Here is a 24,515-nt window from a genome sequence, read left to right as displayed (position 1 = left end):
GCCCGCCGGCATCCTGCCGCTGCCCGGCATCGGGCTGCTGCGCTGCGCCGGGGGCCGGGCCCGGCTCAGCGGCCGGTCCGGAGCCCTCCGCGTCACCGACGGCGCGGGCCGGACCCTGCTGCTGCCCGGGGCCGCCCCGGCCGGAGCCGGCACCCGGTGGACCGCCGACGGCACCCCGGCCTGGTCGGCGCTGCACACCCTGCCCGGCGGCACCGCCGTACTCGACGACCTCGACCCCCACCGGGTGCCCCCGGGCGGCATAGGGCCGGCGGCACTGCCCGCGGCCGAGCGGCCGTACTCCGACCCGGTCGCGTGGGCCGCCCGCTGGCGCGACGCGCACGCCCTGCTGGCCGTGACGCACCCCGCGCGGGCCGCCGAGACCCTGGCGCTGGTGCGTGCCGTCGTCCCGCTGGCGCCGTCGCCGGGCGGCGGACCGCCGCTGAGTGCCACCGTGCGGACCGCGCCCGGCGCCGTCCTGGCCCAGCTGCCGGCCGACCGGCGGGAGCTGGCCGAACTGCTGGTGCACGAGACGCACCACACCAAGCTGGCCGTCCTGGACGAACTGGTCCCGCTGTGGCGGCCCGGCGGCAGCCTGCACCGGGTGGGCTGGCGGCGGGACCCGCGCCCGGTGCCGGGCGTGCTCCAGGGCGCGTACGCGCACCTGGCGCTGCTGGACCTGTGGTGGCGGGCCCGCACCGGACCCGCCCGGCTGTGGCGGCGGCGCGCCGCCGAGCGGTTCGAGGCGTGCCGGGAGCAGGTCGCCGAGGCCTTGTCCGTGCTGGCCGAGTCCGATGAACTGACCCCCTGGGGAAGGGAGTTCGTCCGGCACATGGGCAGCCACCACGCGCGCCTCGCGGGGAGCGCCCGCGCGCCGGGCTGACGCTCTGTCCACGACCTCTTGCGTTACGTTATGCGTGCGGCTGCCCAGGAGACCGGCGGCCGCGGTGGAAGCAGGGAGCGGCGATGGCGGAACAGCGGCGGCCGGGCGCGAACGGTGCGGCGGCACCCGAACACGTGCTCGTGGTCTTCCCGGGGTACTACCGCTCGTGGGCGGCGTGGATCGCGCAGTGCCTGGAGCGGCACGGGCACCGGGCCACCCTCCAGCGCTGGGACCCGCCGCGCGAGGTCGCCCTGGAGGACTCGCTCGGCGACCTGCTGCTGGCCAGCGGAAAGGTGCTGCTGGTCCTCAACGACTGGTTCTTCGAACTGGGCCCCCGCCCGCCGGGCGAGTGGAACGACGCGCTGCGCGGCTTCGTCGCCGCCCACGCCGACCGGTTCGCGGCCGTCAACCTCACCAACCGGCCGCTGCTGCCCGCCACCGCCGTCCTGGAACCGGCCAGCCTGTGGGCGCTCAGCGAGGAGGCCGCCGAGGACCGCCTGCTGCGCCGCCTGGGCCTGGAACCGCTCGCCCGCCCCCGCACGCTCGCCGGCCGGATCCGCTACCCGGACGAGCGCTGCGAGATCTGGGGCGAGGTGCCGCGCCGCAACCCGCGCTTCACCGGCCGCGACGACCTGCTGGGCGAACTCCACCAGCGGCTCGCCGACGCCGAGCGCGGCGCCGCCGCCTGCACCCTCGTCGGCATGTCCGGCATCGGCAAGACCCAGCTGGCCGCCGAGTACGCGCACCGCTTCAGCACCGACTACGACCTGGTGTGGTGGGTCAACAGCGACGACCGCACCATCCAGCGCGACCGCCTCGGCGAACTCGCCGTCGAACTCGGCCTGCGCATCGGCAGCGAGCCCGGCGAACGCATCCGCGCGGTCCGCAACGCGCTCAGGCGCGGGGAGCCGTACGCGAACTGGCTGCTGGTCTTCGACGGCTGGGACGACATCGAGGGCGTGACCTCGCTGCTCCCGCAGGGCACCGGCCACGTGCTCATCACCTCCCGCAACCGGGGCTGGAGCGAGCACACCGACGTGCTGGAGATCCCCGCGTTCCTGCGCCCGGAGTCCACCGCCTACCTGATGCGCCGCGCCCCGCACATCACCGCCTGCGAGGCCGACGAGGTGGCCGCCGAGTTCGGGGACGTGCCGCTGCCGCTGGTGCAGGCCGCGTCCTGGCTCGGCGAGTCCGGCATGGAGGCCGCCGAGTACCTGCGGATGGTGCGCGAACGGCGGCTGTCCACCGTCGACGAGCCCGTCACCGGGGAGGGCTTCCCGCAGTCCTCGCTCACCTCCTGGGCCATACTGCTCAACCGGCTGCGCCGCTCCCAGCCGCAGGCCATCGAGGTGCTCGGCCTGTGCACCTCCTTCGCCCCCGGACGCATCCCGCTCGGCCTCATCCGCGCCTACCCGCGCGCCGAGCTGCCCGAGGAACTGCGCTGGATGTCCACCGACCTGCCCGCCTGGACCCGGGCCCTGGACACCCTCGTCAACTACTCCGTGCTCACCCGCGAGACCCGTGGCCCGCTGGCCGCCGAGATGGGTCCGCACCAGGAGTCGGTGCACATGCACCGGCTCGTCCACGACATCGTCTCCAAGCTGACCGGCGACGGCGGCCACGAACTGCACCGGCGCGCGGTGCGCACCCTGCTCGCCGAGGCCGACCCGGGCAACCCCGCCGACAGCCGCAACTGGCCGCGCTACGCCGAGCTGCTGCCCCACCTGGAACCCTCCGGCGCCCTGGAGAGCCGGCAGCCGCGCGTGCAGGAGCTGGTCCTGAACTGCCTGCGGTACTGCACCCGCAGCGGTGAGTACAGCGGCGGCCTGGAACTGGCGCAGCAGGTGCGCGAGCGCTGGTCGCGGTTCATGGACCCGATCGACCAGCCGATGCTCGACCTGGCCACCCAGGAGGGCAACATGCTCCGCAACAGCGGCCGGTTCCGCGAGCTGTACGAGCTGCACCGGGGCGTGCTGAAACAGCTCCAGGCCGCGCCCCGGCGCAACGAGATCGGCGAGCTGGTCAGCAAGAGCGCCATCGCCTCCGGCCTGCGCTCCCTGGGCCGCTACCAGGACGCGTACGACCTCCAGCGCGAGGTCCTGGAGGGCAACGAACGCCTCCTCGGCCCGGACGAGCCGCCCACCCTGGTCGCCCGGCACAACCTCGGCGTCACCCTGCGCATGCTGGGCCGGTACGCCGAGGCGCTCGACCTCGACCTGGAGACCCTGGCCCGGCGCGAGAGCGTGCTGCGCGCCCGGCACATCAACACCCTGCACTCGGGCAACGCGGTCACCCACAGCCTCCGCCTGCTCGGCCGCTACCGCGAGGCGCTGGCCCGCCAGGAACCCGTCGTACGGCTCCATGTGCAGGTGCTCGGCCCGCAGCACCCGCAGACCCTGGAAGCCCGTTCCCAGCTGGCCATGTGCCGGCGCCGGGAGGGCGGGCAGGCGCCGGACGTCGGCCCCGGGATGGCCAGCCTGCTGGACCAGCTGATCCAGCTGCACGGCCGCGGGCACTACCGCACGCTGGCGTTCCTCACCAACTACGGCAACTTCCTGCGGGAGCACGGCGATCTGAGCCAGGCCCGCGACCTCATCGACGAGGCGGAGGCCGGCTACCGGTCGCTGCTCGGCCCCGCGCATCCGGTGGCCACCGGCATGCTGTCCAACACCGGGCTGGTGATGCAGGCGGCCGGCGAGCGGGGCGAGGCCCTGTCCATGTTCGAGTCCGCCCTCGCCGGCCTCGGCGCCACGCTCGGCCCGGACCACCCCTGGGTCCTCGGCTGCGCCCTCAACGCGGCCGGCGCGCGCAACTTCAACGGCCGCATCGAGGACGCGGTGGAACTGAGCCGCGACACCCTGCGCCGGTCCCGGCACACCCTGGGCCACGAGCACCCGCTCACCCTGTCCTGCCAAGTGGCCCTCGCCGCGGATCTGCGGGCGGCGCACGAACAGGAGGAGGCGGGAAAGCTGGAGGACGACGCGCTCCTGTCCCTCACCCGCACCCTGGGCGCCCAGCACCCCCACACGCTCTCGGCCCGCCAACGGGTCCGCCCGTACTGGGACTTCGAGGCGTACCTGGGCTGAAGCGGACAGGCGAAAGGGCCCGGTGCCGAGCAGAACTCGGCGCCGGGCCCTTCCGAGAGGCTTACGCCTCGAACACCTCACGCACCAGCTGCTCCTGCTCCGCCTGGTGCCGCTTCGCGGAGCCGACCGCGGGGGACGAGGAGTGCGGACGCGAGATGCGCCGCAGGCGCTCGCCGTGCGGGACGTCCGCGCCGACCGCCAGGTCCAGGTGGTCGATCAGGTTGAGCGCGATGAACGGCCACGCACCCTGGTTCGCCGGCTCCTCCTGCGCCCACAGGTACTTCTCGGCGTTCGGGTACTTGTTGACCTCCGCCTGGAGCTCCTCACCCGGCAGCGGGTACAGCCGCTCGATGCGGATGATCGCGGTGTCGGTGACGCCCCGCTTCTGCCGCTCGGCCTCCAGGTCGTAGTAGACCTTGCCGGCGCAGAAGACGACCTTGCGCACCGCGGCCGGGTCGACCGTGCTGTCGCCGATGACCGGACGGAACTCGCCCGTGGTGAACTCCTCCGCCTTCGAGGCCGCGGCCTTCAGGCGCAGCATCGACTTCGGGGTGAAGACGACCAGCGGCTTGTGGTGCGGGTTGTGCACCTGCCACCGCAGGAGGTGGAAGTAGTTCGACGGCAGGGTCGGCATCGCGACCGTCATGTTGTTCTGCGCGCAGAGCTGGAGGAACCGCTCCGGGCGGGCGGACGAGTGGTCCGGGCCCTGGCCCTCGTAGCCGTGCGGCAGCAGCAGGACGACGCCGGAGGTCTGGCCCCACTTCTGCTCGGCCGAGGAGATGAACTCGTCGACGACCGTCTGCGCGCCGTTGGTGAAGTCACCGAACTGCGCCTCCCACATCACGAGCGACTCGGGGCGGGCCAGCGAGTAGCCGTACTCGAAGCCCATCGCCGCGTACTCGGAGAGCAGCGAGTTGTAGACGGTCAGCCGCGCCTGGTCCTCGGAGAGGTACTGCAGCGGGGTGTACTCCTCGCCGGTCTCCCGGTCGATCAGCACCGCGTGGCGCTGGCCGAACGTGCCACGCTGGGAGTCCTGGCCCGCGAGGCGGACCGGGGTGCCCTCCAGCAGCAGGGAGCCGATGGCCAGGGTCTCGCCCATGCCCCAGTCGATCGTGCCGTCCTCGACCATCGCCGCCCGGCGCTGCAGCTGCGGCTGGAGGCGCGGGTGGACGGTGATGTGGTCGGGGATGTTGACCTGGGACTCGGCGATCCGCTTGACGACCTCGGAGGACACCGCGGTCGGGACCGCGACCGGGAAGCCGTCCTGGGGCGCCTGGACGTCCCCGGCGGCCGGCTGGGAGGTGGCCTCGCGGACCTCGGTGAAGACCTTCTCCAGCTGGCCCTGGTAGTCCTGGAGCGCCTGCTCGGCCTCCTCCAGGGTGATGTCGCCGCGACCGATCAGGGACTCGGTGTAGAGCTTGCGCACCGAGCGCTTCTTGTCGATCAGGTCGTACATCAGCGGCTGGGTGAAGGCCGGGTTGTCCGACTCGTTGTGACCGCGGCGGCGGTAGCAGATGAGGTCGATGACCACGTCCTTGTTGAACGCCTGGCGGAACTCGAAGGCGAGCCGCGCCACGCGGACGACGGCCTCGGGGTCGTCGCCGTTGACGTGGAAGATCGGGGCCTCGATCATGCGCGCCACGTCCGTCGCGTACATCGACGAACGCGAGGACTCGGGCGCGGCCGTGAAGCCGACCTGGTTGTTGATGACGATGTGGACCGTGCCGCCGGTGCGGTAGCCGCGCAGCTGCGACATGTTCAGGGTCTCGGCCACCACGCCCTGGCCCGCGAAGGCCGCGTCGCCGTGGATCGCCACCGGCAGGACGGTGAAGTCCGTGCCGCCCTTGTTGATGATGTCCTGCTTGGCGCGGGCGACGCCCTCCAGGACCGGGTCGACCGCCTCCAGGTGGGAGGGGTTGGCGACCAGCGAGACCTTGATCTGCTCGCCGTCCAGGCCGGTGAAGGTGCCCTCGGCGCCCAGGTGGTACTTCACGTCGCCGGAGCCGTGCATCGACTTCGGGTCGAGGTTGCCCTCGAACTCGCGGAAGATCTGCGCGTACGACTTGCCGACGATGTTGGCGAGGACGTTGAGGCGGCCGCGGTGGGCCATGCCGATGACGACCTCGTCCAGGCGGGACTCGGCCGCGGAGTCGATCACCGCGTCGAGCAGCGGGATGACGGACTCGCCGCCCTCCAGCGAGAAGCGCTTCTGGCCGACGTACTTGGTCTGCAGGAAGGTCTCGAAGGCCTCCGCCGCGTTCAGCCGGCGCAGGATGCGCAGCTGCTCCTCGCGCTCCATCTTGGAGTGCGGGCGCTCCACGCGGTCCTGGATCCACTTGCGCTGCTTGGGGTCCTGGATGTGCATGAACTCGATGCCCGTGGTGCGGCAGTACGAGTCGCGCAGCACGCCGAGGATGTCGCGCAGCTTCATCATCGACTTGCCGGCGAAGCCGCCGACGGCGAACTCGCGCTCCAGGTCCCACAGGGTGAGGCCGTGCTCGACGATGTCCAGGTCGGGGTGCTTGCGCTGCTTGTACTCCAGCGGGTCGGTGTCGGCCATGACGTGGCCGCGGACCCGGTAGGAGTGGATCAGCTCGAAGACGCGGGCGGCCTTGGTGACGTCGTCGTCGTGGGACGCGTCGATGTCCTTGAGCCAGCGGACCGGCTCGTAGGGGATGCGCAGCGCCTCGAAGATGTCGTCGTAGAAGCCGTTCTCGCCGAGCAGCAGGTTGGCGACCTGGCGGAGGAACTCGCCGGAGGCGGCGCCCTGGATGACCCGGTGGTCGTAGGTCGACGTGAGCGTCATGACCTTGGAGACGCCGAGCTTGTTCAGGGTGTCCTGGCTGGTGCCCTGGAACTCCGCCGGGTAGTCCATGGAGCCGACGCCCATGATCACGGACTGTCCGGGCATGAGGCGCGGCACGGAGTGGACGGTGCCGAGGCCGCCGGGGTTGGTCAGGGAGACCGTGACGCCGGTGAAGTCGTCCATCGTCAGCTTGCCGTCACGGGCGCGGCGGACGATGTCCTCGTAGGCCTGCCAGAACTCGAAGAAGTTCAGCGTCTCGGCCTTCTTGATGGCGGCCACGACGAGCTGGCGGTCGCCGTTCGGCTTGACCAGGTCGATGGCCAGGCCGAGGTTGACGTGCGGCGGCTTGATCAGGGTCGGCTTGCCGTCCTTGACGCCGTACGACCAGTTCATCGACGGCATGGCCTTGATGGCCTGCACCATCGCGTACCCGATGATGTGCGTGAAGGAGATCTTCCCGCCGCGGGCGCGCTTGAGGTGGTTGTTGATGACGATCCGGTTGTCGAACAGCAGCTTCACCGGGACGGCGCGGACCGAGGTGGCGGTCGGCATCTCCAGCGAGGCGTCCATGTTCTTCGCCACGGCGGCGGCGGGGCCGCGCAGCGTGATCAGCTCGGGGCCCTCCGGGGCCTCGGCGGCCGGGGCGGCCTTCGCCTTGGGCTGAGCGGGCGCCTGTGCGGGCTGCGCCGGCTTGGCCGGGGCGGGGGCCTTCGCCGCGGGGGCCGGGGCCGGAGCCGGGGCCTGGGCGGGGGCCGGGGCGGGCTTCTGAGCCGCGGGGGCGGCCGGGGCGGCGGCCTGGGGGGCCGGGGCCGCGGCGCGGGCCTGCGGGGCCGTGGTGGGGGTCTCTGCGGCCCCCGTGGCCGCAGTACCCGCCGGAGCCGGGGTGGCAGGAGCACCCGGCTTGTAATCGGCGAAGAAGTCCCACCAGGCGCGGTCTACCGAATTCGGGTCCTGGAGGTACTGCTGATAGATCTCGTCGACGAGCCACTCGTTCGGACCGAACGCGGCAGCGGGGTTCTTCCCGGCTTGGTCGTCGGTGGAGATGCTCGAGTTACTGGGGGACTGTGGCGACACGGCGGCAACCGCCCTCTTCCGCTTCACAAGGTGATGGACAGCGGGAATAAAGGCTACGCCTCCCTGGCCGGGAAGGTCAGGTCGGGCAAGGTCATCGTCGCGTAAGTCACACCAAGAATCTTGTTTCAGGGCTTGAAATGGCGGGAAACAAGCGTGGTTCCGCAGCGGAGAGGGTGTGCGGGCGCGGGCCCTGCGCGTCTTCGTTCGACGGGTGGCGCGGGCCTGCCCTGATCACACGGGTCCGGCCGCGCGAACCGGCGGCGACCCGAGGTGGATCTTGTGGTTCCGCTCGGACTTTACGTCAACTTGGGACGGAAGTCAGGCCCGGGAGAGTGACGATGATCCGGCAGCCCCGCTCGGATTCGGCCACACCGATCCGGCCGCCGTGCAGATCCACCGCCCACCGGGCGATCGCCAGGCCCAGCCCCGTACCGCCGTCGCTTCCGGGACCGTGCGGCCGGGTCACCGCGCCGCGGTTGAACCGCTCGAACACCCGGTGCCACTCCGACCGGGGGATGCCGGGGCCCTCGTCCAGGACCTCCAGCTCCAGCGACTCCGGCTGCGGCCCGCGCCGCGCCCGTACGGTCACCCGGCCGTGCGGCGGGCTGTGCTTGACCGCGTTGTCGATCAGGTTGGCGACGACCTGGTGGATGCGCTCGGGATCCGCGTGCGCGGTCAGCTCCGGAGGGGAGACGTCGAGGTGCAGATGGACGTCCGTGCGGGTGTGGCTGCCGGAGCCGGTGGCCATGCCCGCGCGCGCGGAGGCGACCATGTTGGCCTCCTTCAGCACGCCGGACAGGTACGGCCACACCTCGAACCGGCGCAGCTTCAGCGGGACGACTCCGTTGTCGAGCCGGGACAGGTCCAGCAGGGTCTCCACCAGGCGGCCGAGCCGCTCGGTCTGCTTCAGGGCCGTCCGCATCGTCTCCGGGTCGGCCTCGGTGACCCCGTCGACGATGTTCTCCAGCACCGCGCGCAGCCCGGCGATCGGGGTGCGCAGCTCGTGCGAGACGTTCGCGACGAGCTCCTTGCGCTGGTTGTCCTGCGCCTCCAGCTCGTCGGCCATGACGTTGATCGTCCGGGCCAGGTCGCCGAGCTCGTCCCGGCGGCCCTCGCGCACCCGGCGGGTGTAGTCGCCCTCGGAGATGGAGCGGGCCACCGCGTTCATCTCGTCCAGCGGCATGGTGAGCGAGTGCGCCACGAACTGGGTGATGAGCAGGGTGGCGATCATGGAGAAGACCGTGATGAAGCGCAGCTCGGTCTTGGTGTGCACCGCCACGATCGACAGGCCCGTGGTGATCAGCACCGAGATGACGACCAGCGCACCCAGCTTGGTCTTGATCGAGAACGGGCGCACACCGCCCCAGGGGTCCTCGCCGAGGCTCCCGGGGCTCCTCCGTGCGGTCTGGCGCCCGCCGCCGTTCATGGGGTCGGCGTCTCCAGCGCGTAGCCCACACCGTGCACCGTGCGGATCCGCTCGGCGCCGATCTTCCGCCGCAGCGCCTTGATGTGGCTGTCGACCGTGCGGGTGCCGGAGGCGTCCGCCCAGTCCCACACCTCGGCCAGCAGCTGTTCCCGGGAGAGCACCGCGCGCGGGGTGTTCGCCAGGCACACCAGCAGGTCGAACTCGGTGGGCGTCAGGTGGACGTCCTCGGACTTCACCCGCACCCGGCGCTGGGCGTGGTCGATCTCCAGCTCGCCGAGCCGCAGGATGCCGGAGCGCGGGGTGGTGGCGGCCAGCGCGGCCCGCTCCACCCGGCGCAGCAGCACGTGCACGCGTGCGGCCAGCTCCCGCATCGAGAACGGCTTGGTCATGTAGTCGTCGGCGCCGACGCCGAGCCCGACCAGCATGTCCGTCTCGTCGTCCCGCGCGGTGAGCATCAGCACCGGCACCGGCCGCTGTGCCTGCACCCGCCGGCACACCTCGAGTCCGTCGAAGCCCGGCAGCATGATGTCGAGGATCAGCAGGTCGGGCTGCCAGGCCTCGGCCGTGTCGACCGCGGCCGGACCGTCGGCCGCCGTTTGCACGAGAAATCCCTCGGCGCGGAGCCGGGCCGCGATGGCGTCGACGATCGTGGGGTCGTCCTCGACGACCAGCACCCGGCGCTGTGCGCCCGGGGTGGTCGTCGCCGCGCCGCTCTGGGAGGTGTGTGTCTGCTCCATCGCCCGCCCCTGTTGTTGCTTTCCGGAATCAGTGGGGTGATCCCATGTCTGCGTTTGACGCTTGAATGATCGGCGTCAGGGCAGCACATTACGGTGACCGACCGCGCTGTCGCTATCCAGGTCGGACGGCGAGGTGGACGGCGTCCGGAACGCCCCGGGCAACCGGCACCTCTTCGGTACGCACCTGCTGGAACCCGGCATTCCGCAAGCTTCCTTCAAATTCCGGAGAGGGCTCGGCCGACCACACCGCGAGCACCCCGCCAGGCCTCAACACCCGTGCGCAGGCGGCGAGTCCGGCCGGTGAGTACAGGCTGTCGTTGTCCTCGGTGACGGTCCATCCGGGCCCGTTGTCGATGTCGAGGCACAGCGCGTCGAACGTGTCCGATGTCTCATTGACGTACCGGACGAGATCCGCTTCCACGATCGCGGTGCGCGGATCGGCCAGCGCGGCGGCGGACAGCTCCGCCAGCGGCCCGTCCCGGTGCCAGTCGATGACGGCGGGCTCCCGCTCCACCACGGTGATCCGCCCCCACCGCGGGTCGGCGGCCGCGTGTGCGAGCGAGAACCCCACGCCGAGCCCGCCGATCAGCACCCGCGGCGCGGGCCGGCCGTCCAGCGCGGCGAGCGCCGCGTCGACCAGCAGGCGCTCCGAGCGGCCGTCGGAGGTGTCCATCAGGAAGCAGCCGTTGGCGATGATCTGCAGCAGTACACCGTGTCTGCGCAGCACCACCTCGCCGTACGGGCCGTCGCGTCGGTCCAGGACCACGGGAGTGTCGTACACGGCAGTCATGACCCCATCCTGCTCGAACGGAGCACGGCGTTCACGGGAATTGCGCATGACGCCCACGGACGGGTGGTCCGCGCCGGGTCCCGACGCGGCCGGCGGGTGAGAGGTTGCCGTGAATCCGCCCCCGGGTGGCGTCGGTCATAGACAGCCGCACGCCGAACGCGAAGGGTGGGGCGCGACGGAAGGAGCGCCGCACCGTGGAACGGAGCACGACGGGCCCCCTGCCGGACGCGTACCCGCCCGCGCCGGGCGCGCCCCTCCCGGACGGCACGGCCGCCGTCCCGGCCCCGGGCCTGGCGGGCCTGCTGGACGGCATGCCCCGCCAGCGTGCCGCCACCCCGGAGGCGGCCCCCGCCGCGCACCCCGGCGCACCACCGCACCGGTCCCTGCCCCGCCCCTGGCATCTGCTGCCGACCCCGGCCGGCACCCCGTTCACCTTCGCCTACGCCGTCGTCCTGGCCGTCACCTCCCTGATCGCGGCCCACGCCGACCCCGGCCTGGTGCACACGCTCCACCAGGACTCCAGCACCGACGTGGCCCACCTGGTGCGCACGCCCGTGCTCGTGCTGCTGGCGAGCGCGCTGTGGATCGCGGGCGGGATCCTCTCGCCCTACACGGTCGCGTTCGTGCTGGTGCTCACCGCGCTGGAGCGGCGGACAGGCGGGGCGCGGGCCGCCTGCGTCTTCCTGGCCGGCCATGTCCTGGCCACCCTCGCCACCGAGGTCCCGGTGGGCCTCGCCGTCCTGCTGGGCCACCTGCCCGACACCTCGCTGCACCGCCTCGACTACGGCATCAGCTTCGGTGTGGCCACGAGCACCGGCGCCCTGACGGGCCTCCTGCGCCCCTGGCTGCGCTGGCCGTTGCTCGCCCTGGCGGCCGGCGGGCTGCTGAGCGACCTGCTGGCGTACGCGGACCCGCTGACGGACTGGGGTCACGTCATCGCCCTGACGATCGGTGTGGCGGCCTGGCCCCTCGTCCGACGCTGGGGCGGGCCGGCCTGAGGGGCGCGGGGGACGGCGCGCACCACCCCAACCCACCCGTACCCGCGCGCGTTTTCGCAGCTCATCCCCCTGCGCGCGGGTGATCGCTCAGAGCGAACACCACGCCGGGAACAATGGACCCCCGCAGAACATTGAGTCGGCATAGCTCAAGTTGACTGCCGAAGGGGAGATCATGGCTGCTGAGTCACCGGCGTTCACGCTGAACCTGCCCGTGCTGCCGCTCGACGACGAGGTCGTGCTGCCCGGCATGGTGGTCCCGCTGGACCTGAGCGACGCCGAGGTGCGGGCCGCGGTGGAGGCCGCCCAGGCCGCCGCCCGCTCCGAACCCGGAAAGCCCAAGGTGCTGCTGGTGCCGCGCATCGACGGCACGTACGCCAAGACCGGCGTCCTCGGCACGGTGGAACAGGTCGGCAGGCTCGCCGACGGTGACCCGGGGGCCCTGATCCGCGGGCGCAGCCGCGTCCGCATCGGCGCCGGCACCACCGGCCCGGGCGCCGCGCTCTGGGTCGAGGGCGCCCGCGTCGAGGAGACCGTTCCCGAGCCGCTGCCGGGCCAGGTCGCCGAACTGGTCAAGGAGTACAAGGCGCTCGCCACCACCTGGCTGAAGAAGCGCGGCGCCTGGCAGGTCGTGGACCGCGTCCAGGCCATCGACGACGTGTCCGCGCTGGCCGACAACTCCGGCTACTCGCCGTTCCTGACGACCGAACAGAAGGTCGAGCTGCTGGAGACCGCCGACCCGGTGGCCCGGCTCAAGCTCGCCACCCAGCAGCTGCGCGACCACCTCGCGGAGCAGGACGTCGCCGAGACCATCGCCAAGGACGTCCAGGAGGGCGTAGACAAGCAGCAGCGCGAGTTCCTGCTGCGCCGTCAGCTGGAGGCCGTCCGCAAGGAGCTGCGCGAGCTCAACGGCGAGAAGGAGGGCGAGGAGTCCGACGACTACCGCGCCCGCGTCGAGGCCGCCGACCTGCCGGAGAAGGTCCGCGAGGCCGCCCTCAAGGAGGTCGACAAGCTGGAGCGCGCCTCCGACCAGTCGCCCGAGGGCTCCTGGATCCGCACCTGGCTGGACACGGTCCTGGAGATGCCGTGGAACGAGCGGACCGAAGATGCGTACGACATCCAGGGCGCGAAGGCCGTGCTCGACGCCGAGCACGCGGGCCTGGACGACGTGAAGGAACGCATCACCGAGTACCTCGCCGTGCGCAAGCGGCGCGGCGAACGGGGCCTGGGCGTCATCGGCGGGCGGCGCGGCGGTGCCGTGCTCGCGCTCGTCGGCCCGCCCGGCGTCGGCAAGACCTCGCTGGGCGAATCCGTGGCGCACGCCATGGGCCGCAAGTTCGTCCGCGTCGCCCTCGGCGGCGTCCGCGACGAGGCCGAGATCCGCGGCCACCGCCGTACGTACGTCGGCGCGCTGCCCGGCCGGATCGTGCGCGCCATCAAGGAGGCCGGGTCCATGAACCCGGTGGTCCTGCTGGACGAGATCGACAAGGTGGGCTCCGACTTCCGGGGCGACCCGGCCGCCGCCCTCCTCGAAGTGCTCGACCCCGCGCAGAACCACACCTTCCGGGACCACTACCTGGAGGTCGAGCTGGACCTGTCCGACGTGGTCTTCCTCGCCACCGCCAACGTCCTGGAGGCCATCCCGGAGGCGCTCGCCGACCGCATGGAGATCGTCCGCCTGGACGGCTACACCGAGGACGAGAAGGTCGTCATCGCACGCGACCACCTGCTCCCGCGCCAGCTGGAGCGGGCCGGCCTGGACAAGGACGAGGTCACGCTGGACGAGAGCGCGCTGCGCAAGCTCGCCGGCGAGTACACGCGCGAGGCGGGCGTGCGGACCCTGGAGCGGTCCATCGCTCGGCTGCTGCGGAAGATCGCCGCCCAGCACGAACTGGGCGAGCGCGAGCTGCCGTTCACCGTCACCGACGGCGATCTGCGCGGGCTGATCGGCCGGCCGCACCACGTGCCCGAGTCCGCCCAGGACCCGGCCGAGCGCCGTACGGCCGTCCCCGGTGTGGCGACCGGCCTCGCGGTCACCGGCGCCGGCGGCGACGTGCTCTTCGTGGAGGCGTCCCTGGCCGACCCGGAGACGGGCGGCGCCGGGCTGACCCTGACCGGCCAGCTGGGCGACGTGATGAAGGAGTCGGCGCAGATCGCGCTGAGCTTCCTGCGCAGCCACGGCGCCGAGCTGGAGCTGCCGGTGGCCGACCTGAAGGACCGGGGTGTGCACATCCACTTCCCGGCGGGCGCGGTGCCGAAGGACGGCCCGAGCGCGGGCATCACGATGACGACGGCCCTCGCCTCGCTGCTCTCCGGCCGCCTGGTCCGCACGGACGTCGCCATGACCGGCGAGGTCTCGCTGACCGGCCGGGTGCTGCCCATCGGCGGCGTGAAGCAGAAGCTGCTCGCCGCCCAGCGCGCCGGGGTGACCACCGTCATCATCCCCAAGCGCAACGAGCCGGACCTGGACGACGTCCCGGCCGAGGTGCTGGACAAGCTCGACGTCCACACCGTGACCGACGTCCGGCAGGTCCTGGAACTGGCGCTCGCGCCCGCCACGAGCGACGCGGCGCCGGAGGTTCCGGCAGCGGCGTGACGGACGCTGCCGGATGAGGGAAGGCCCGGGTTCCGTGAGGGAGACCCGGGCCTTCGCCATGCCCCCGTACGGCTTTCCGGGCCCCCGCTCACCAACGGGTGTCAGAGCGCGGTCAGCGACTGCTCCGCCCACACCGTCTTGCCGATCCGGTCGTGCCGGGTGCCCCAGCGCTCGGCGAGCTGGGCGACCAGCAGCAGGCCCCGGCCGCCCTCGTCGAAGATCCGGGCCCGGCGCATGTGCGGGGTGGTGCCGCTGGCGTCGTAGACCTCGCTGATCAGGGTCCTGCCCTGGTGGATGAGCCGGAGCCGGATGGGCGGGCGGCCGTAGCGGATGGCGTTGGTGACCAGCTCGCTGACCATCAGTTCGGTGGTGAACGCGGCCTCGTCCAGGCCCCACGCGGACAGCTGGTCGGTGGCGTACCGGCGGGCCAGGGAGACGACGGTGGGTTCGTCGGACAGCTCCCAGGAGGCGACGCGGTCCTCGTGCAGGGCCCGGGTGCGGGCCACCAGCAGGGCGATGTCGTCGTCGGGGCGGTGGCTGAGCAGGTCGGCGAGGACCCGGTCGCACACCGACTCCAGCGATGTCGCGGGGTGGCCGAGCGCGATGAACATCCTGTCCAGCGCCTCGTCGATGTCGTGGTCGCGGGCCTCCAGCAGCCCGTCGGTGTAGAGCGCGAGCAGGCTGCCCTCGGGCAGCTCCGTCTCCATCGCCTCGAAGGGCAGCCCGCCCAGGCCGAGCGGTGGCCCGGCGGGCACGTCGAGGAAGCGGACCATGCCGTCCGGGGTCACCACGGCGGGCGGCGGATGCCCGGCGCGGGCCACGCAGCAGCGGCGCGACACCGGGTCGTAGACGGCGTACAGACAGGTGGTGCCGATGCCGCCTGCGGTCTCGGTGTCCGGGTCCGCGCTGCTCTCGTCGGCGGCCAGCCGCAGCACCAGGTCGTCCAGGTGGGTGAGCAGCTCGTCGGCGGGCAGGTCGACGTCGGCCAGGGTGCGCACCGCCGTGCGCAGCCGGCCCATGGTGGCGGACGCCCGGATGCCGTGGCCCACCACGTCGCCCACGACGAGCGCCACCCGGGCCCCGGACAGCGGGATCACGTCGAACCAGTCGCCGCCCACGCCGGCCCGGGACGCGGCCGGCAGATAGCGGGTGGCGATCTCCAGGGCCGCCTGGTCGGGGACGGAGTGCGGGAGCAGGCTGCGTTGCAGCGCCACGGTGGTGGTGCGGGCCCGGGACCAGCCGCGGGTCTGCTCGATGCCGGCGGCCGCCTTGGTGGTGAACTCCTCGGCGAGCCGCAGGTCCTCCGGCCCGAAGGGCCCCCGCCGCCCGTGCCGGCCGAACAGGGCCACGCCGAGCGTGCTGCCCCGGGCGAGCAGCGGCACCGCCAGCAGGCAGCGCGTCCCGGACGCGCGCAGCCAGGAGGCGCCCGGGTCCAGCGCCGCCCACTCGGCCACGGCCGGGTCCGCCATGTCGTACAGCAGCGGGCGGGCCGCCGTCAGACACCGGGCGGGCGGCGAGTCCGCCGGGCAGACGACCGCCTCGCCGACACCGGCACCCGCGCCGGCGCTGCCGGCGTCGCTGCCGCGGCCGGGTCCGCCGCCGTCCGGGACCGCGCGCAGGGCGGCGCGGCGCAGGACCACCTGCTCCGGCGGCCGGCCGGCGGCCTCGGCGGTGGTCCACGGGGAGTCCAGCAGGTCCACCGCCATGAGGTCGGCCAGCCGGGGGACCGTGACCTCGCCGAGTTCCTGGGCGGCGCGGGCCTGGTCCGCCCCCGTGCCGGCGGGCGCGCCCGCCTCACCCGAGGGGCGCCTGCCGGGCTCCTGGGCCTGCTCCGGCGCGGACAGGCACACGGCCCGTACCCGGCCGTCGGCGTCCTTCAGCGGGGTGAGGACGACGGCCCGGCCGAGGTCCGGACCGAGCCGGCCGGGCGCCTCCTGCGGCCGGCCGCACTCCAGCGCCCGCCGCATCGACCGGTCGGCCTCCTCGCTCGCGGCCCCCGGCACGATGTGGGTGAGGCGCAGCCCGCGCATCGCCGCCTCGGGCAGGGCGAGGGCGTGTTCCATCCGGCGGTTGGCGCGCACCAGGCGCAGGTCCGCGTCGAAGATGGCCAGCGGAAAGGGGGACTGGAGGAACGTCCACTCCTCCAGCGGCTCGCCGCGCGGCGGCTGCGTCCGGGCCGTCACCGCGCTCACCACGAGCCAGTCGGTGGCGCCGGTGGGCGAGGTCCGGCGGTGGGCGAGGACGCCCAGTTCGAGGCGCGTGCCGTTCTGGTGGCGCAGCGGGACGGTGCCGTTCCAGCGGGTCCGGCCGGCCAGTGCCCGCCGGACCGCCGCGCCGTCGGCGGCGAGCAGCGCGGTGGCGGGCCGGCCGACCACCGCCGGGGAGTCGTAGCCGAGCAGCCGCCGCGCGCCCTCGCTCCAGCCGGTGAGGATGCCCTGCTCATCGATGGTGGCCGTGGCCGTGTACGTCGACTGTCGCTCCATCGCCGCTCATCTCGCCCTTGCTCGGCAGGCTCTCCTGACCAGCATGATCCCGGGCGGGGCGGAGCACCAACGCAACGCGGAGCGCACGGTGGCCCCTGCCGTCCGGCAGGGGCCACGCGGCGCGGGAGGCCGTGAGCGGGGCCGCCGGGTGCCGGCGGCGGGCCGTCAGCCGAGGGCCAGGGCCTGCACCCGGTCCAGGGCGCCGTTGAACTTGTCGTGGTCGCCGACCGTCGGTCCGGAGGAGGTGTACTGCCACATCGTGTAGTACGACCACCCGGCCGGCAGCGTCCCCGGGTCGGAGGCGTAGCGGGCGATCCACAGCGGGTTGTTCACGGCGAAGCCGCCGTAGTTGCCGGTGCACTGGGTCCACCAGCTGGTGGCGGTGTAGATCACCGGGTAGCGGCTGGTGCGCGCCTTGTAGGTGTTGATGAAGTCGGCGATCCAGCTGACCATCTGGCTGGCGGTCTTGCCGTAGCAGGCGGCGCCGTACGGGTTCCACTCGATGTCGAGGGCGCCGGGCAGCGTCTTGCCGTCCCGGGACCAGCCGCCGCCGTGGTCGACGAAGTAGTTGGCCTGGGTGGCGCCGCTCGTGGTGTCCGGGGTGGCGAAGTGGTACGAGCCCCGGATCATGCCGACGTCGTAGGAGCCGTTGTACTGCTGGGCGAAGTACGGGTTCGTGTAGTACGTGCCTTCCGTCGCCTTCGTGTAGGCCCAGCGGACCCCGCTGTTCCACAGGGTCGACCAGGCGACGTTGCCCTGGTAGCCGGAGACGTCGACGCCCTCGGTCTGCGTGACGTCACCGGTGCTGGGCGTCCCGTCCTGGCCGTCGTGGGCGAGGACGCCCATGCCCATGTGGGCGGAGCCGCGGCTGGGCGTGCTCGCGGCCTGGGCGGAGGTGAGCGGAAGCGTGAGGGAGAGCGCCGCGAGCAGGGCCGTGAGCAGGACGGCGAGGGGGCGCGGGCGCAACGACAGGGGGGAGCGGGGGGAGCGGACGGAGCGGGTGGAGCCGGGTCTGAGCACGGGCATGGCGTGCCTCCGGGGAGTCAAGTGGGGGAGTGACCTGGGGGATTGCGACACCGACCGTCGGCCCACTGGCGTGGGCATGCCATAACTGACGTGGTAAGGAAGCTACGCACGTAGATGACGGCGTGGGAAGAGGGTCCGGACGACGCCGTTGGTCTACGCCTGCGAAATACTGACAGAGCTGCGGCAATGACGATTTTTGACAGAAACTTTCAGGACCGCGAAACCGAGCAGGGGTGCTGACGTGCACGAGGACGGAAGCGGCGGCGCGCACGGCGCCGCCGACGAGACGACGCCCAGTGGTGCAGACCAGGAATTCCTGGCGCTGGAGCGGGAGTTGACCGTGCTGCTCCGGCGTGCCCGCGCCAACCAGGGCGAGATGGCCCGGGAGGTCCACCCCGACCTGGAGTCCTCCGCGTACGGCCTGCTCATCCGGCTGGACGAACTGGGCGGCCAGCGGGCCACGGAACTCGCCGGCTACATCGGCGTGGGCAAGGCCACCATGTCCCGCCAGCTGCGGGCCCTGGAGAACCTGGGCCTGATCGCCCGTGAGCCCGACCCCGCCGACGGCCGTGCCTGGCTCGTCACCCTCACCGACGAGGGCCGCCGCCGCGTCGGCACGGTCCGCGAGGCCCGCCGCGCGCGCTACGTCCGCCAGCTCGCCCACTGGGACCGCCGCGAGGTCGCCGAACTGGCCCGGCTGCTGCACGAGCTGAACGGCGTCATGGCGAAATGACGCCGCACCGGCGGCGCGTCCCGGCAGAACGCAACGGCCCGCTCCCGCCGTACGCCCCGGCGTGGGTGTGCGGTCCGCTGGCGGCGCAGGGTCCGGCGCCGGTGTGGGTGTGCGGCCCGCTCCCGCCGTACGGCCCGGCCCCGGCGTGGGTGTGCGGCCCGCTGGAGGCGCAGGGTTCGGCGCCGGTGGTGGGTGTGCGGCCCGCTCCCGCCGTACGGCCCGGCGCCGGTGTAAGTGTGCGGTCCGCTCCCGCCGTACGGCCCGGCGCCGGTGTAAGTGTGCGGTCCGCTCCCGCCGTACGGCCCGGCCCCGGCGTGGGTGTGCGGTCCGGCGGCGGCGCAGGGTTCGGGCCCGGCCGCGTCGCGCCCCGTCCGCCCGTCACAGCTCCACGTACACCACCGTCGCGTCGTCGTGCGTCTTGCCGCGCCCCAGGAACGCCCGCTCCTCGCTGTCCGCCGTCTCCAGCTCCCGTACCCGCTCCACCAGCGACCGGGCGCCCTCCTTGGCGACCAGGTCCAGCAGGGCCGTCCAGTCCCCCTCGCGGAACGTCTCCGTCCAGCGGGCCGCGCCGTCCGTCAGCGCCGCTAGCGCCCGGACCTCCCGCCGGGGCAGGGTGCCGGTGACCGCCCGGGCGGCGACGGCGGGGTCGGCGGCGGCGGTGAAGAAGCCGCCCTCCTTGTTGCGCAGGGTGGCGTCGACCAGGGCGTCCGTGGCGAGCGCGGAGCGGGGGAGCCGGGCGAGCCGGTCGTCCAGCACCGGGGTCACCGTGCCGTCGGGCCCCCGCACCAGCAGCGCGGAATCGGACAGCACCAGGTACTCGACCGCGGCGGCGGACCAGCGCGTCAGGACGACGGTTGCCTGGGGGGTTCGCGGGTGAGAAAGCTCACAAGTGTCCGCATGGGCGTCGGCGGTCCGCCGGATCGCCCGCGCGAGAATCTCCGGGAGCGTCAGATCTAGGCGCGAAACGGTCAGTTCGGTCAGCGCACCGCCCAGTCGCGCGGTGAACCAGGGGACGGAATGCAGACAGCCCGTCCCGCCGCTGGGCGGAGTCACTCCGTCCAGCACGATCACGCAACCTCCCTGTCCGGAGGCGGGTAGTCCGACACCGGCGAAGTCCTCGTTGGGGCGGGACGCGTCGCCGGGTTCCGAAACGAGATCAGTGCGCATCCAGCCAGTCTGCACGAGCCCTTCACACGGTGTTCCGAAGGCCGGCACGTGCCGGTGAAATCCCACGACCCCGCAGGTCAGGCGCCTGGTTTGGGTAGGAATGATCCACTCCGGGAAGGCGTGGCGGCGAATATTGCCAAAGCCTGCCGCGCGCGTCCAACCGGCCCACCGTGCAAGAGCGTCGCACGCGCCAGAGGAACTTGCCCGCCAACTCCCCTCCGATGTTCACTCCTTCGGGTGGCGGGTCAGGTGATGCGCGACCACTGCCCACCGGCGCTGGGAGGGTCGGGAACCGTACGAACCGGGTGTACGCACCACTTGGCACCGAGCTGACGGGGCGCCACCCGGGCCCCTGGGTAGACGAGTTCAGGAATGCGAGCACCGGTGCAGAAGAAGCGGCCTCGGCGCACAGGCAGGCAGACGGCCCCCGAGGGGACCGTCCCCCAGACCCCCGTGGGCTCCGGTCGCCCCACCCATGTGCGCACCCGGCTGATCGTCGCCGTAGCCGTGGTGGCCGCCGCCGTCGCGGGAGCCGGCGCGCCCGCGCTGCTCACCGCATCGGAGGACGTCAGCGACTCCCAGGACCTGGTGACGCTCGCCGCCCGCACCCAGGACGCGCTCACCCTCGCCCACTCCCTCGCCGACGAACGCGACGAGGTGACCTCCTACGTCGCGGCCGGCCGCCCCAAGGACAAGGCGCCCTCCGAGGACCGCAGCGCCCGCGTGGACCGGCAGGTCGAGGAGCTGCGGGCCGACACCGACACCCCGGCGAGCCTGCGCACCGCCCTCGACGGCATCGACGCGCTCCGCCGCAGCGCCCTCACCGGCAAGACCGGCGCCCTGCAGACCCACCAGGCGTACTCGGCGACGATCACCGCGCTGCACCGGCTCGCCGAACAGCTGGCCGAGCAGACGCCCCCGCGGGCCGGCTCCGGCGCCCACGCCCTCGCCGAGCTGGACTCCGCCGTCCAGCAGTCCGCCGCCGCCCGCGGCCTGCTGCTGGCCGCGCTGAACATCCCGTCCAGCACCCAGACGGTGATCGACCCCACGACCGGCCTGCCCACCACGAGGGCCACCAGCACCGACGCCGACCGCAAGCAGCGCGACGCGCTCACCGCCGCCGCCCAGCAGGCCCGGCTGCGCGCCGACGCGGCCCTCGCCGACTTCCGCGAGACCGCGCCGAAGGCGGCCGTCGACTCGTACGACTCGACGGTCACCGGTCCCGAGGTCAACTCGGCCGACAAGTACCTCGCCTCGCTCACCGACCAGCCCACGCTCGCCGACAGCGAGCTGACCACCAGCACCAAGAAGCTGGACGCGGCCCTGTCCGCCCGCGTCGACCTCATGCGCGGCGCCGAGTCCGCGCTCTACGACCACCGCACCAAGGACCTCGCGAAGCTCCGGGACGACGACGTCACCGCCCTGGAGATCCGCGTCGCCGTCCTCGGCGCGCTGATGCTGGTCGCGGTCGGCATCGCCACGGCCATGGCCCGCACCCTGACCCGCCCGCTGTCGGTCCTGCGCCGCGGCTCGGCCCGGCTCGCCGAGTCCGAGGACCCGGCGGCCCAGGAGCCGATCGCCTTCACCGGCCGCAACGACGAGTTCGCCCAGGTGGTCCGCTCGGTCAACGCCCTGCACGCGCACGCCGTGGCGCTGCACGAGCGGGTCACCACCCTGGAGACCGACCGCAAGCACCTGGTGGGCCAGCGCCAGAAGATGGCCGACGCCCGCGAGGAACTGCGCGCCGAGCTCGCCGAGTCCACCGCCCAGCTGGAGCGGCTGCGCACCAGCATCGGCTCCACCTTCGTCAACCTGGCCCTGCGCACCCTGGGCCTGGTCGAGCGCCAGCTCGCGGTCATCGAGGGCCTGGAGGAGCGGGAACAGGACCCCGACCGCCTCGCCACCCTGTTCAAGCTGGACCACTTCGCCACGGTCATGCGTCGGCACAGCGAGAACCTCCTGGTGCTCGCCGGAACCGAGCACGTCCAGCAGCATCCGGGGCCGGTGCCGCTGGTCGACGTCGTCCGGGCGGCGGTCAGCGAGATCGAACGCTACGAGCGCGTCCGCATCGCGGCCCTCCCGCCGCACGCGCACGTCGCGGGCTTCGCCGCCGACGACCTCTCCCACCTGCTGGCCGAGCTGATGGAGAACGCCACCTCGTTCTCCCCGCCGGACCTGCCCGTCGAGGTCTCCGGCTGGCTCCTGGAGTCCGGCGAGGTCATGCTGTCGGTCCAGGACGAGGGCATCGGCATGACCGCCGACCGCCTCGACACCCTCAACGGCCGCCTCGGCGACTTCGACCCCGAGGCCCTCTACGACCAGGAGGGCGAGGACGGCCTCGGTCTCGGTCTGTACGTCGTCGCGCGCCTCGCCCACCGGCACGGCGTCCGCGTCCAGCTGCGCGAGCAGAAGCAGGGCGGCATCGCGGCGGTGGTGGTCCTGCCGGCCTCCCTGCTCGTCGAGGCCCCGCCCGCGGCGCTGCCGCCCCAGACCGCCGCCCCCGGCGCCACGGGCACCTTCACCCTCCCCGGTGCCGACGCCGAGGCCAACTCCAACGTCCTGCCCACCCGCGCCAAGCACCAGGACCCCCTGGTCACCCTGGCGGAACAAGCCGTACGGGACGCCTCCGCCGAGGCACCGAAGGAGGCACCGCGGGAGGAACCGGCGGAGGAGGCGCACGAGCAGGCGGCCCGGCCGGCCCAGGACACGGAGACCCGCCCGAAGGCCCCGGTGGAGACGTACGCCGAGACCACGATGGAGCTGCTGCTCCCGAACGTTCCGGCAGCCGCCGGCGGCGAGGACACCCCGCAGGGGTCACCCGCACCCGACGACGAGACCCGCACGGGCGGTGCGGCAGGGCACACGGACTCCGAAGACGAAGTCCAGGAGGAGCGGCTCACCAGCAAGGGGCTCCCCAAGCGCACACCGAAGATCACCGCCCCCACCACCCCGCCCCGCCAGCGCAGTACCAGCGTCGACGCCGAAGCCCTGCGCCGCAGGCTCGGCGGCTTCCGCACCGGCGCCCAGGCCGGCTACCGCGACGTAGAGGCGGAGATCGCCGAACAGACGGCCAACAACCGGCGGCCGGCCAGCGACGCACACGCCGAAGAAGCCACGGGGGGCACAGCCGAGGAGGCAAGCAGTTGACCGCGCCCACTACCTACGGACTGAGCAGTGAAGCCCGCAACCTGCACTGGCTGCTGACCAACCTGGTCGAGGAAGTACCCGGCATCCAGTCCGTCGCCGTGGTCTCCTCCGACGGACTGCTCCTGCTGTCGTCCGACCCGGGTCACACGGAGGAGGCCCGCCAGTCCCGCGACGCCAAGCGGACCGGCCCCCGGGGCTCCTCCGCCGACCTCGCCACCATCGTGTCCGGCATCGGCAGCCTCACCGTCGGCGCCGCCAAGCTGCTGGAGTTCGGCGGGGTCAAGCACACGATGGTCGCGATGGAGGAGGGCAGCCTGTTCGTGATGTCCATCAGCGACGGCTCGCTGCTCGGCGTGCACGGCTCGGCCGAGTGCGACATGAGCGTCGTCGCGTACCACATGGCGCTCTTCGTCGGCCGCGCCGGCCACGTCCTGACGCCCGAACTCCGCAGCGAACTGCGCAAGAACCTGGAAGCCGAGTCGGCGGGGAGCGACCGATGACCGGCACCCCGAAGAAACCAGGGAAGACGCAGCTCCCGGTCCGCGGGGGCGACCGCAAACCCGCCCGCGTCCGCCCCTATTCGCTCACCGGCGGCCGTACCCGCTTCGGCCACGTCCTCCTCGTGGAGACGTTCGTGGCCGCGCTGGAGGCTCCGGAGGAGCGCAAGGAACTGACGAACGGTTCGCTCACCACCCGGGTCATGCCGGAGATGCGGGCCATCGTCGAACTGTGCCGCCGTATGCGCACGGTGGCCGAGATCGCCGCGCTGCTGAAGATGCCGCTCGGCGTGGTCCGCGTGCTCCTGAGCGATCTCGCGGACCAGGGAAAGATCCGTGTGTACGGCACCGGAACCGGTCACGGCACCGGCCGCCCGGACCGCGCTCTGCTGGAAAGGGTGCTGAGTGGACTCCGCCGTCTCTGACGCCACCGCCTCCTTCGGGGGCACCCCCCTCGTCGCCGGGTTCGCCGAACCGGACGAGGACCTGAAGTCCTGGCAGACGGACCGGACGCGCGCCCCCATCGCGACGAAGATCGTGGTGGCGGGCGGCTTCGGCGTCGGCAAGACCACGCTCGTCACCTCCGTCTCGGAGATCACGCCCCTGCAGACCGAGGCGCTGATGACCGAGGCCAGCGAGGGCACCGACGACCTGTCCGCCACGCCGGGCAAGCTCACCACCACCGTGGCCATGGACTTCGGCCGCATCACGCTCGACGACGACCTGGTGCTCTACCTGTTCGGCACGCCGGGCCAGCAGCGGTTCTGGTTCATGTGGGACGACCTGGTGCGCGGCGCGATCGGCGCCGTCGTCATGGCCGACACCCGCCGGCTGAAGGACTGCTTCCCGGCGCTGGACTACTTCGAGAGCTGCGGACTGCCCTACGTCGTCGCGGTCAACCACTTCGACGGCAGCGAGCGGTTCGAGCCGGAGGACGTGCGGGAGGCGCTGACGATACCGGCGCACATTCCTGTCATGATCATGGACGCGCGGCGGCGGATCTCGGTGATCGAGACCCTCCTGGCCCTGGTGGCCCACGCGCTGGACGAAACCCCCGAGTAGTCCTCATCCC

The 24,515-nt window shown here is 72.8% G+C and carries 16 protein-coding genes; 9 read left to right on the top strand and 7 right to left on the bottom strand.

The annotated features are described in order from the left end of the window. On the top strand, window positions 1–880 hold an 880-nt coding region (locus ABZV94_RS12975), incomplete at its 5' end, for an HEXXH motif-containing putative peptide modification protein (protein ID WP_356340243.1). A gap of 83 nt (window positions 881–963) precedes the next feature. Continuing rightward, on the top strand, window positions 964–3,966 hold the full coding sequence (gene fxsT, locus ABZV94_RS12970; RefSeq protein WP_356340242.1) for an FxSxx-COOH system tetratricopeptide repeat protein: 3,003 nt from the start codon (window positions 964–966) through the stop codon (window positions 3,964–3,966). Window positions 3,967–4,027: 61 nt separating this feature from the next. Here fxsT and ABZV94_RS12965 read toward each other — a convergent pair whose 3' ends face one another. From ABZV94_RS12965 to ABZV94_RS12950, 4 genes are all read right to left on the bottom strand, one after another. Next, on the bottom strand, window positions 4,028–7,846 hold the full coding sequence (locus tag ABZV94_RS12965) for a multifunctional oxoglutarate decarboxylase/oxoglutarate dehydrogenase thiamine pyrophosphate-binding subunit/dihydrolipoyllysine-residue succinyltransferase subunit (protein ID WP_356340241.1): 3,819 nt from the start codon (window positions 7,844–7,846) through the stop codon (window positions 4,028–4,030). A 301-nt stretch (window positions 7,847–8,147) separates the two neighbouring features. Next, window positions 8,148–9,272: an ATP-binding protein gene (locus tag ABZV94_RS12960; protein WP_356340240.1), complete on the bottom strand. Its 1,125-nt coding sequence runs from the start codon at window positions 9,270–9,272 to the stop codon at window positions 8,148–8,150. Next, window positions 9,269–10,009: a response regulator transcription factor gene (locus ABZV94_RS12955; protein ID WP_014674952.1), complete on the bottom strand. Its 741-nt coding sequence runs from the start codon at window positions 10,007–10,009 to the stop codon at window positions 9,269–9,271. Before ABZV94_RS12955 ends, ABZV94_RS12960 begins: the two co-directional genes overlap by 4 nt. Before the next feature lie 112 nt (window positions 10,010–10,121). Further along, window positions 10,122–10,799, bottom strand: coding sequence for a spermidine synthase (locus ABZV94_RS12950; protein ID WP_356340239.1), 678 nt, complete (start codon window positions 10,797–10,799; stop codon window positions 10,122–10,124). A 194-nt stretch (window positions 10,800–10,993) separates the two neighbouring features. On the opposite strand from ABZV94_RS12950, the gene ABZV94_RS12945 reads away from it, so the two are divergent. Beyond that, window positions 10,994–11,797, top strand: a complete 804-nt coding sequence (locus tag ABZV94_RS12945; protein ID WP_356340238.1) for a rhomboid-like protein — start codon at window positions 10,994–10,996, stop codon at window positions 11,795–11,797. 172 nt (window positions 11,798–11,969) lie between these two features. Further along, window positions 11,970–14,390 carry an endopeptidase La gene (lon, locus tag ABZV94_RS12940; RefSeq protein WP_356340237.1) on the top strand — a complete coding sequence of 807 codons (2,421 nt, stop codon included), beginning with the start codon at window positions 11,970–11,972 and terminating at the stop codon, window positions 14,388–14,390. A 101-nt stretch (window positions 14,391–14,491) separates the two neighbouring features. Here the strand turns inward: lon and ABZV94_RS12935 are convergent, their stop codons facing one another. Next, window positions 14,492–16,873, bottom strand: coding sequence for a SpoIIE family protein phosphatase (locus ABZV94_RS12935; protein WP_356340236.1), 2,382 nt, complete (start codon window positions 16,871–16,873; stop codon window positions 14,492–14,494). Window positions 16,874–17,038: 165 nt separating this feature from the next. Beyond that, on the bottom strand, window positions 17,039–17,899 hold the full coding sequence (locus ABZV94_RS12930; RefSeq protein WP_356340234.1) for a lysozyme: 861 nt from the start codon (window positions 17,897–17,899) through the stop codon (window positions 17,039–17,041). 241 nt (window positions 17,900–18,140) lie between these two features. Between ABZV94_RS12930 and ABZV94_RS12925 the strand changes: the two genes are divergently transcribed. Then, window positions 18,141–18,632, top strand: coding sequence for a MarR family transcriptional regulator (locus ABZV94_RS12925; RefSeq protein WP_356340232.1), 492 nt, complete (start codon window positions 18,141–18,143; stop codon window positions 18,630–18,632). Between the two features lie 378 nt (window positions 18,633–19,010). On the opposite strand, the gene ABZV94_RS12920 is transcribed toward ABZV94_RS12925, so the two are convergent. Further along, window positions 19,011–19,799: a protein phosphatase 2C domain-containing protein gene (locus ABZV94_RS12920; RefSeq protein WP_356340231.1), complete on the bottom strand. Its 789-nt coding sequence runs from the start codon at window positions 19,797–19,799 to the stop codon at window positions 19,011–19,013. A 384-nt stretch (window positions 19,800–20,183) separates the two neighbouring features. Between ABZV94_RS12920 and ABZV94_RS12915 the strand changes: the two genes are divergently transcribed. Genes ABZV94_RS12915 through ABZV94_RS12900 form a run of 4 tightly spaced genes read left to right on the top strand, consistent with a single transcriptional unit; the run spans window position 20,184 to window position 24,505 of the window. Further along, window positions 20,184–22,946, top strand: coding sequence for a nitrate- and nitrite sensing domain-containing protein (locus ABZV94_RS12915; protein WP_356340229.1), 2,763 nt, complete (start codon window positions 20,184–20,186; stop codon window positions 22,944–22,946). Then, window positions 22,943–23,446, top strand: a complete 504-nt coding sequence (locus ABZV94_RS12910) for a roadblock/LC7 domain-containing protein (RefSeq protein ID WP_356340228.1) — start codon at window positions 22,943–22,945, stop codon at window positions 23,444–23,446. The genes ABZV94_RS12915 and ABZV94_RS12910 overlap by 4 nt, the downstream gene beginning before the upstream one ends. Beyond that, window positions 23,443–23,868, top strand: a complete 426-nt coding sequence (locus ABZV94_RS12905) for a DUF742 domain-containing protein (protein WP_030657823.1) — start codon at window positions 23,443–23,445, stop codon at window positions 23,866–23,868. Before ABZV94_RS12910 ends, ABZV94_RS12905 begins: the two co-directional genes overlap by 4 nt. Further along, the gene (locus tag ABZV94_RS12900) at window positions 23,849–24,505 is read left to right on the top strand and encodes an ATP/GTP-binding protein (protein WP_356340226.1); all 657 of its coding nucleotides are present in this window, start codon (window positions 23,849–23,851) and stop codon (window positions 24,503–24,505) included. The genes ABZV94_RS12905 and ABZV94_RS12900 overlap by 20 nt, the downstream gene beginning before the upstream one ends. Window positions 24,506–24,515 lie beyond the last annotated feature (10 nt).

It is taken from the genome of Streptomyces sp. NPDC004658 (genome assembly GCF_040609555.1).
Classification (GTDB): domain Bacteria; phylum Actinomycetota; class Actinomycetes; order Streptomycetales; family Streptomycetaceae; genus Streptomyces.
This window is presented reverse-complemented; position numbering and strand designations above follow the sequence as displayed.

Excerpts from the sequence above, each read along its gene's own strand:
- fxsT (WP_356340242.1), top strand. The coding sequence starts at position 964 with ATGGCGGAACAGCGGCGGCCGGGCGCGAACGGTGCGGCGGCACCCGAA.
- ABZV94_RS12960 (WP_356340240.1), bottom strand. The coding sequence starts at position 9,272 with ATGAACGGCGGCGGGCGCCAGACCGCACGGAGGAGCCCCGGGAGCCTC.
- ABZV94_RS12955 (WP_014674952.1), bottom strand. The coding sequence starts at position 10,009 with ATGGAGCAGACACACACCTCCCAGAGCGGCGCGGCGACGACCACCCCG.
- ABZV94_RS12950 (WP_356340239.1), bottom strand. The coding sequence starts at position 10,799 with ATGACTGCCGTGTACGACACTCCCGTGGTCCTGGACCGACGCGACGGC.
- lon (WP_356340237.1), top strand. The coding sequence starts at position 11,970 with ATGGCTGCTGAGTCACCGGCGTTCACGCTGAACCTGCCCGTGCTGCCG.
- ABZV94_RS12935 (WP_356340236.1), bottom strand. The coding sequence starts at position 16,873 with ATGGAGCGACAGTCGACGTACACGGCCACGGCCACCATCGATGAGCAG.
- ABZV94_RS12930 (WP_356340234.1), bottom strand. The coding sequence starts at position 17,899 with ATGCCCGTGCTCAGACCCGGCTCCACCCGCTCCGTCCGCTCCCCCCGC.
- ABZV94_RS12920 (WP_356340231.1), bottom strand. The coding sequence starts at position 19,799 with ATGCGCACTGATCTCGTTTCGGAACCCGGCGACGCGTCCCGCCCCAAC.
- ABZV94_RS12905 (WP_030657823.1), top strand. The coding sequence starts at position 23,443 with ATGACCGGCACCCCGAAGAAACCAGGGAAGACGCAGCTCCCGGTCCGC.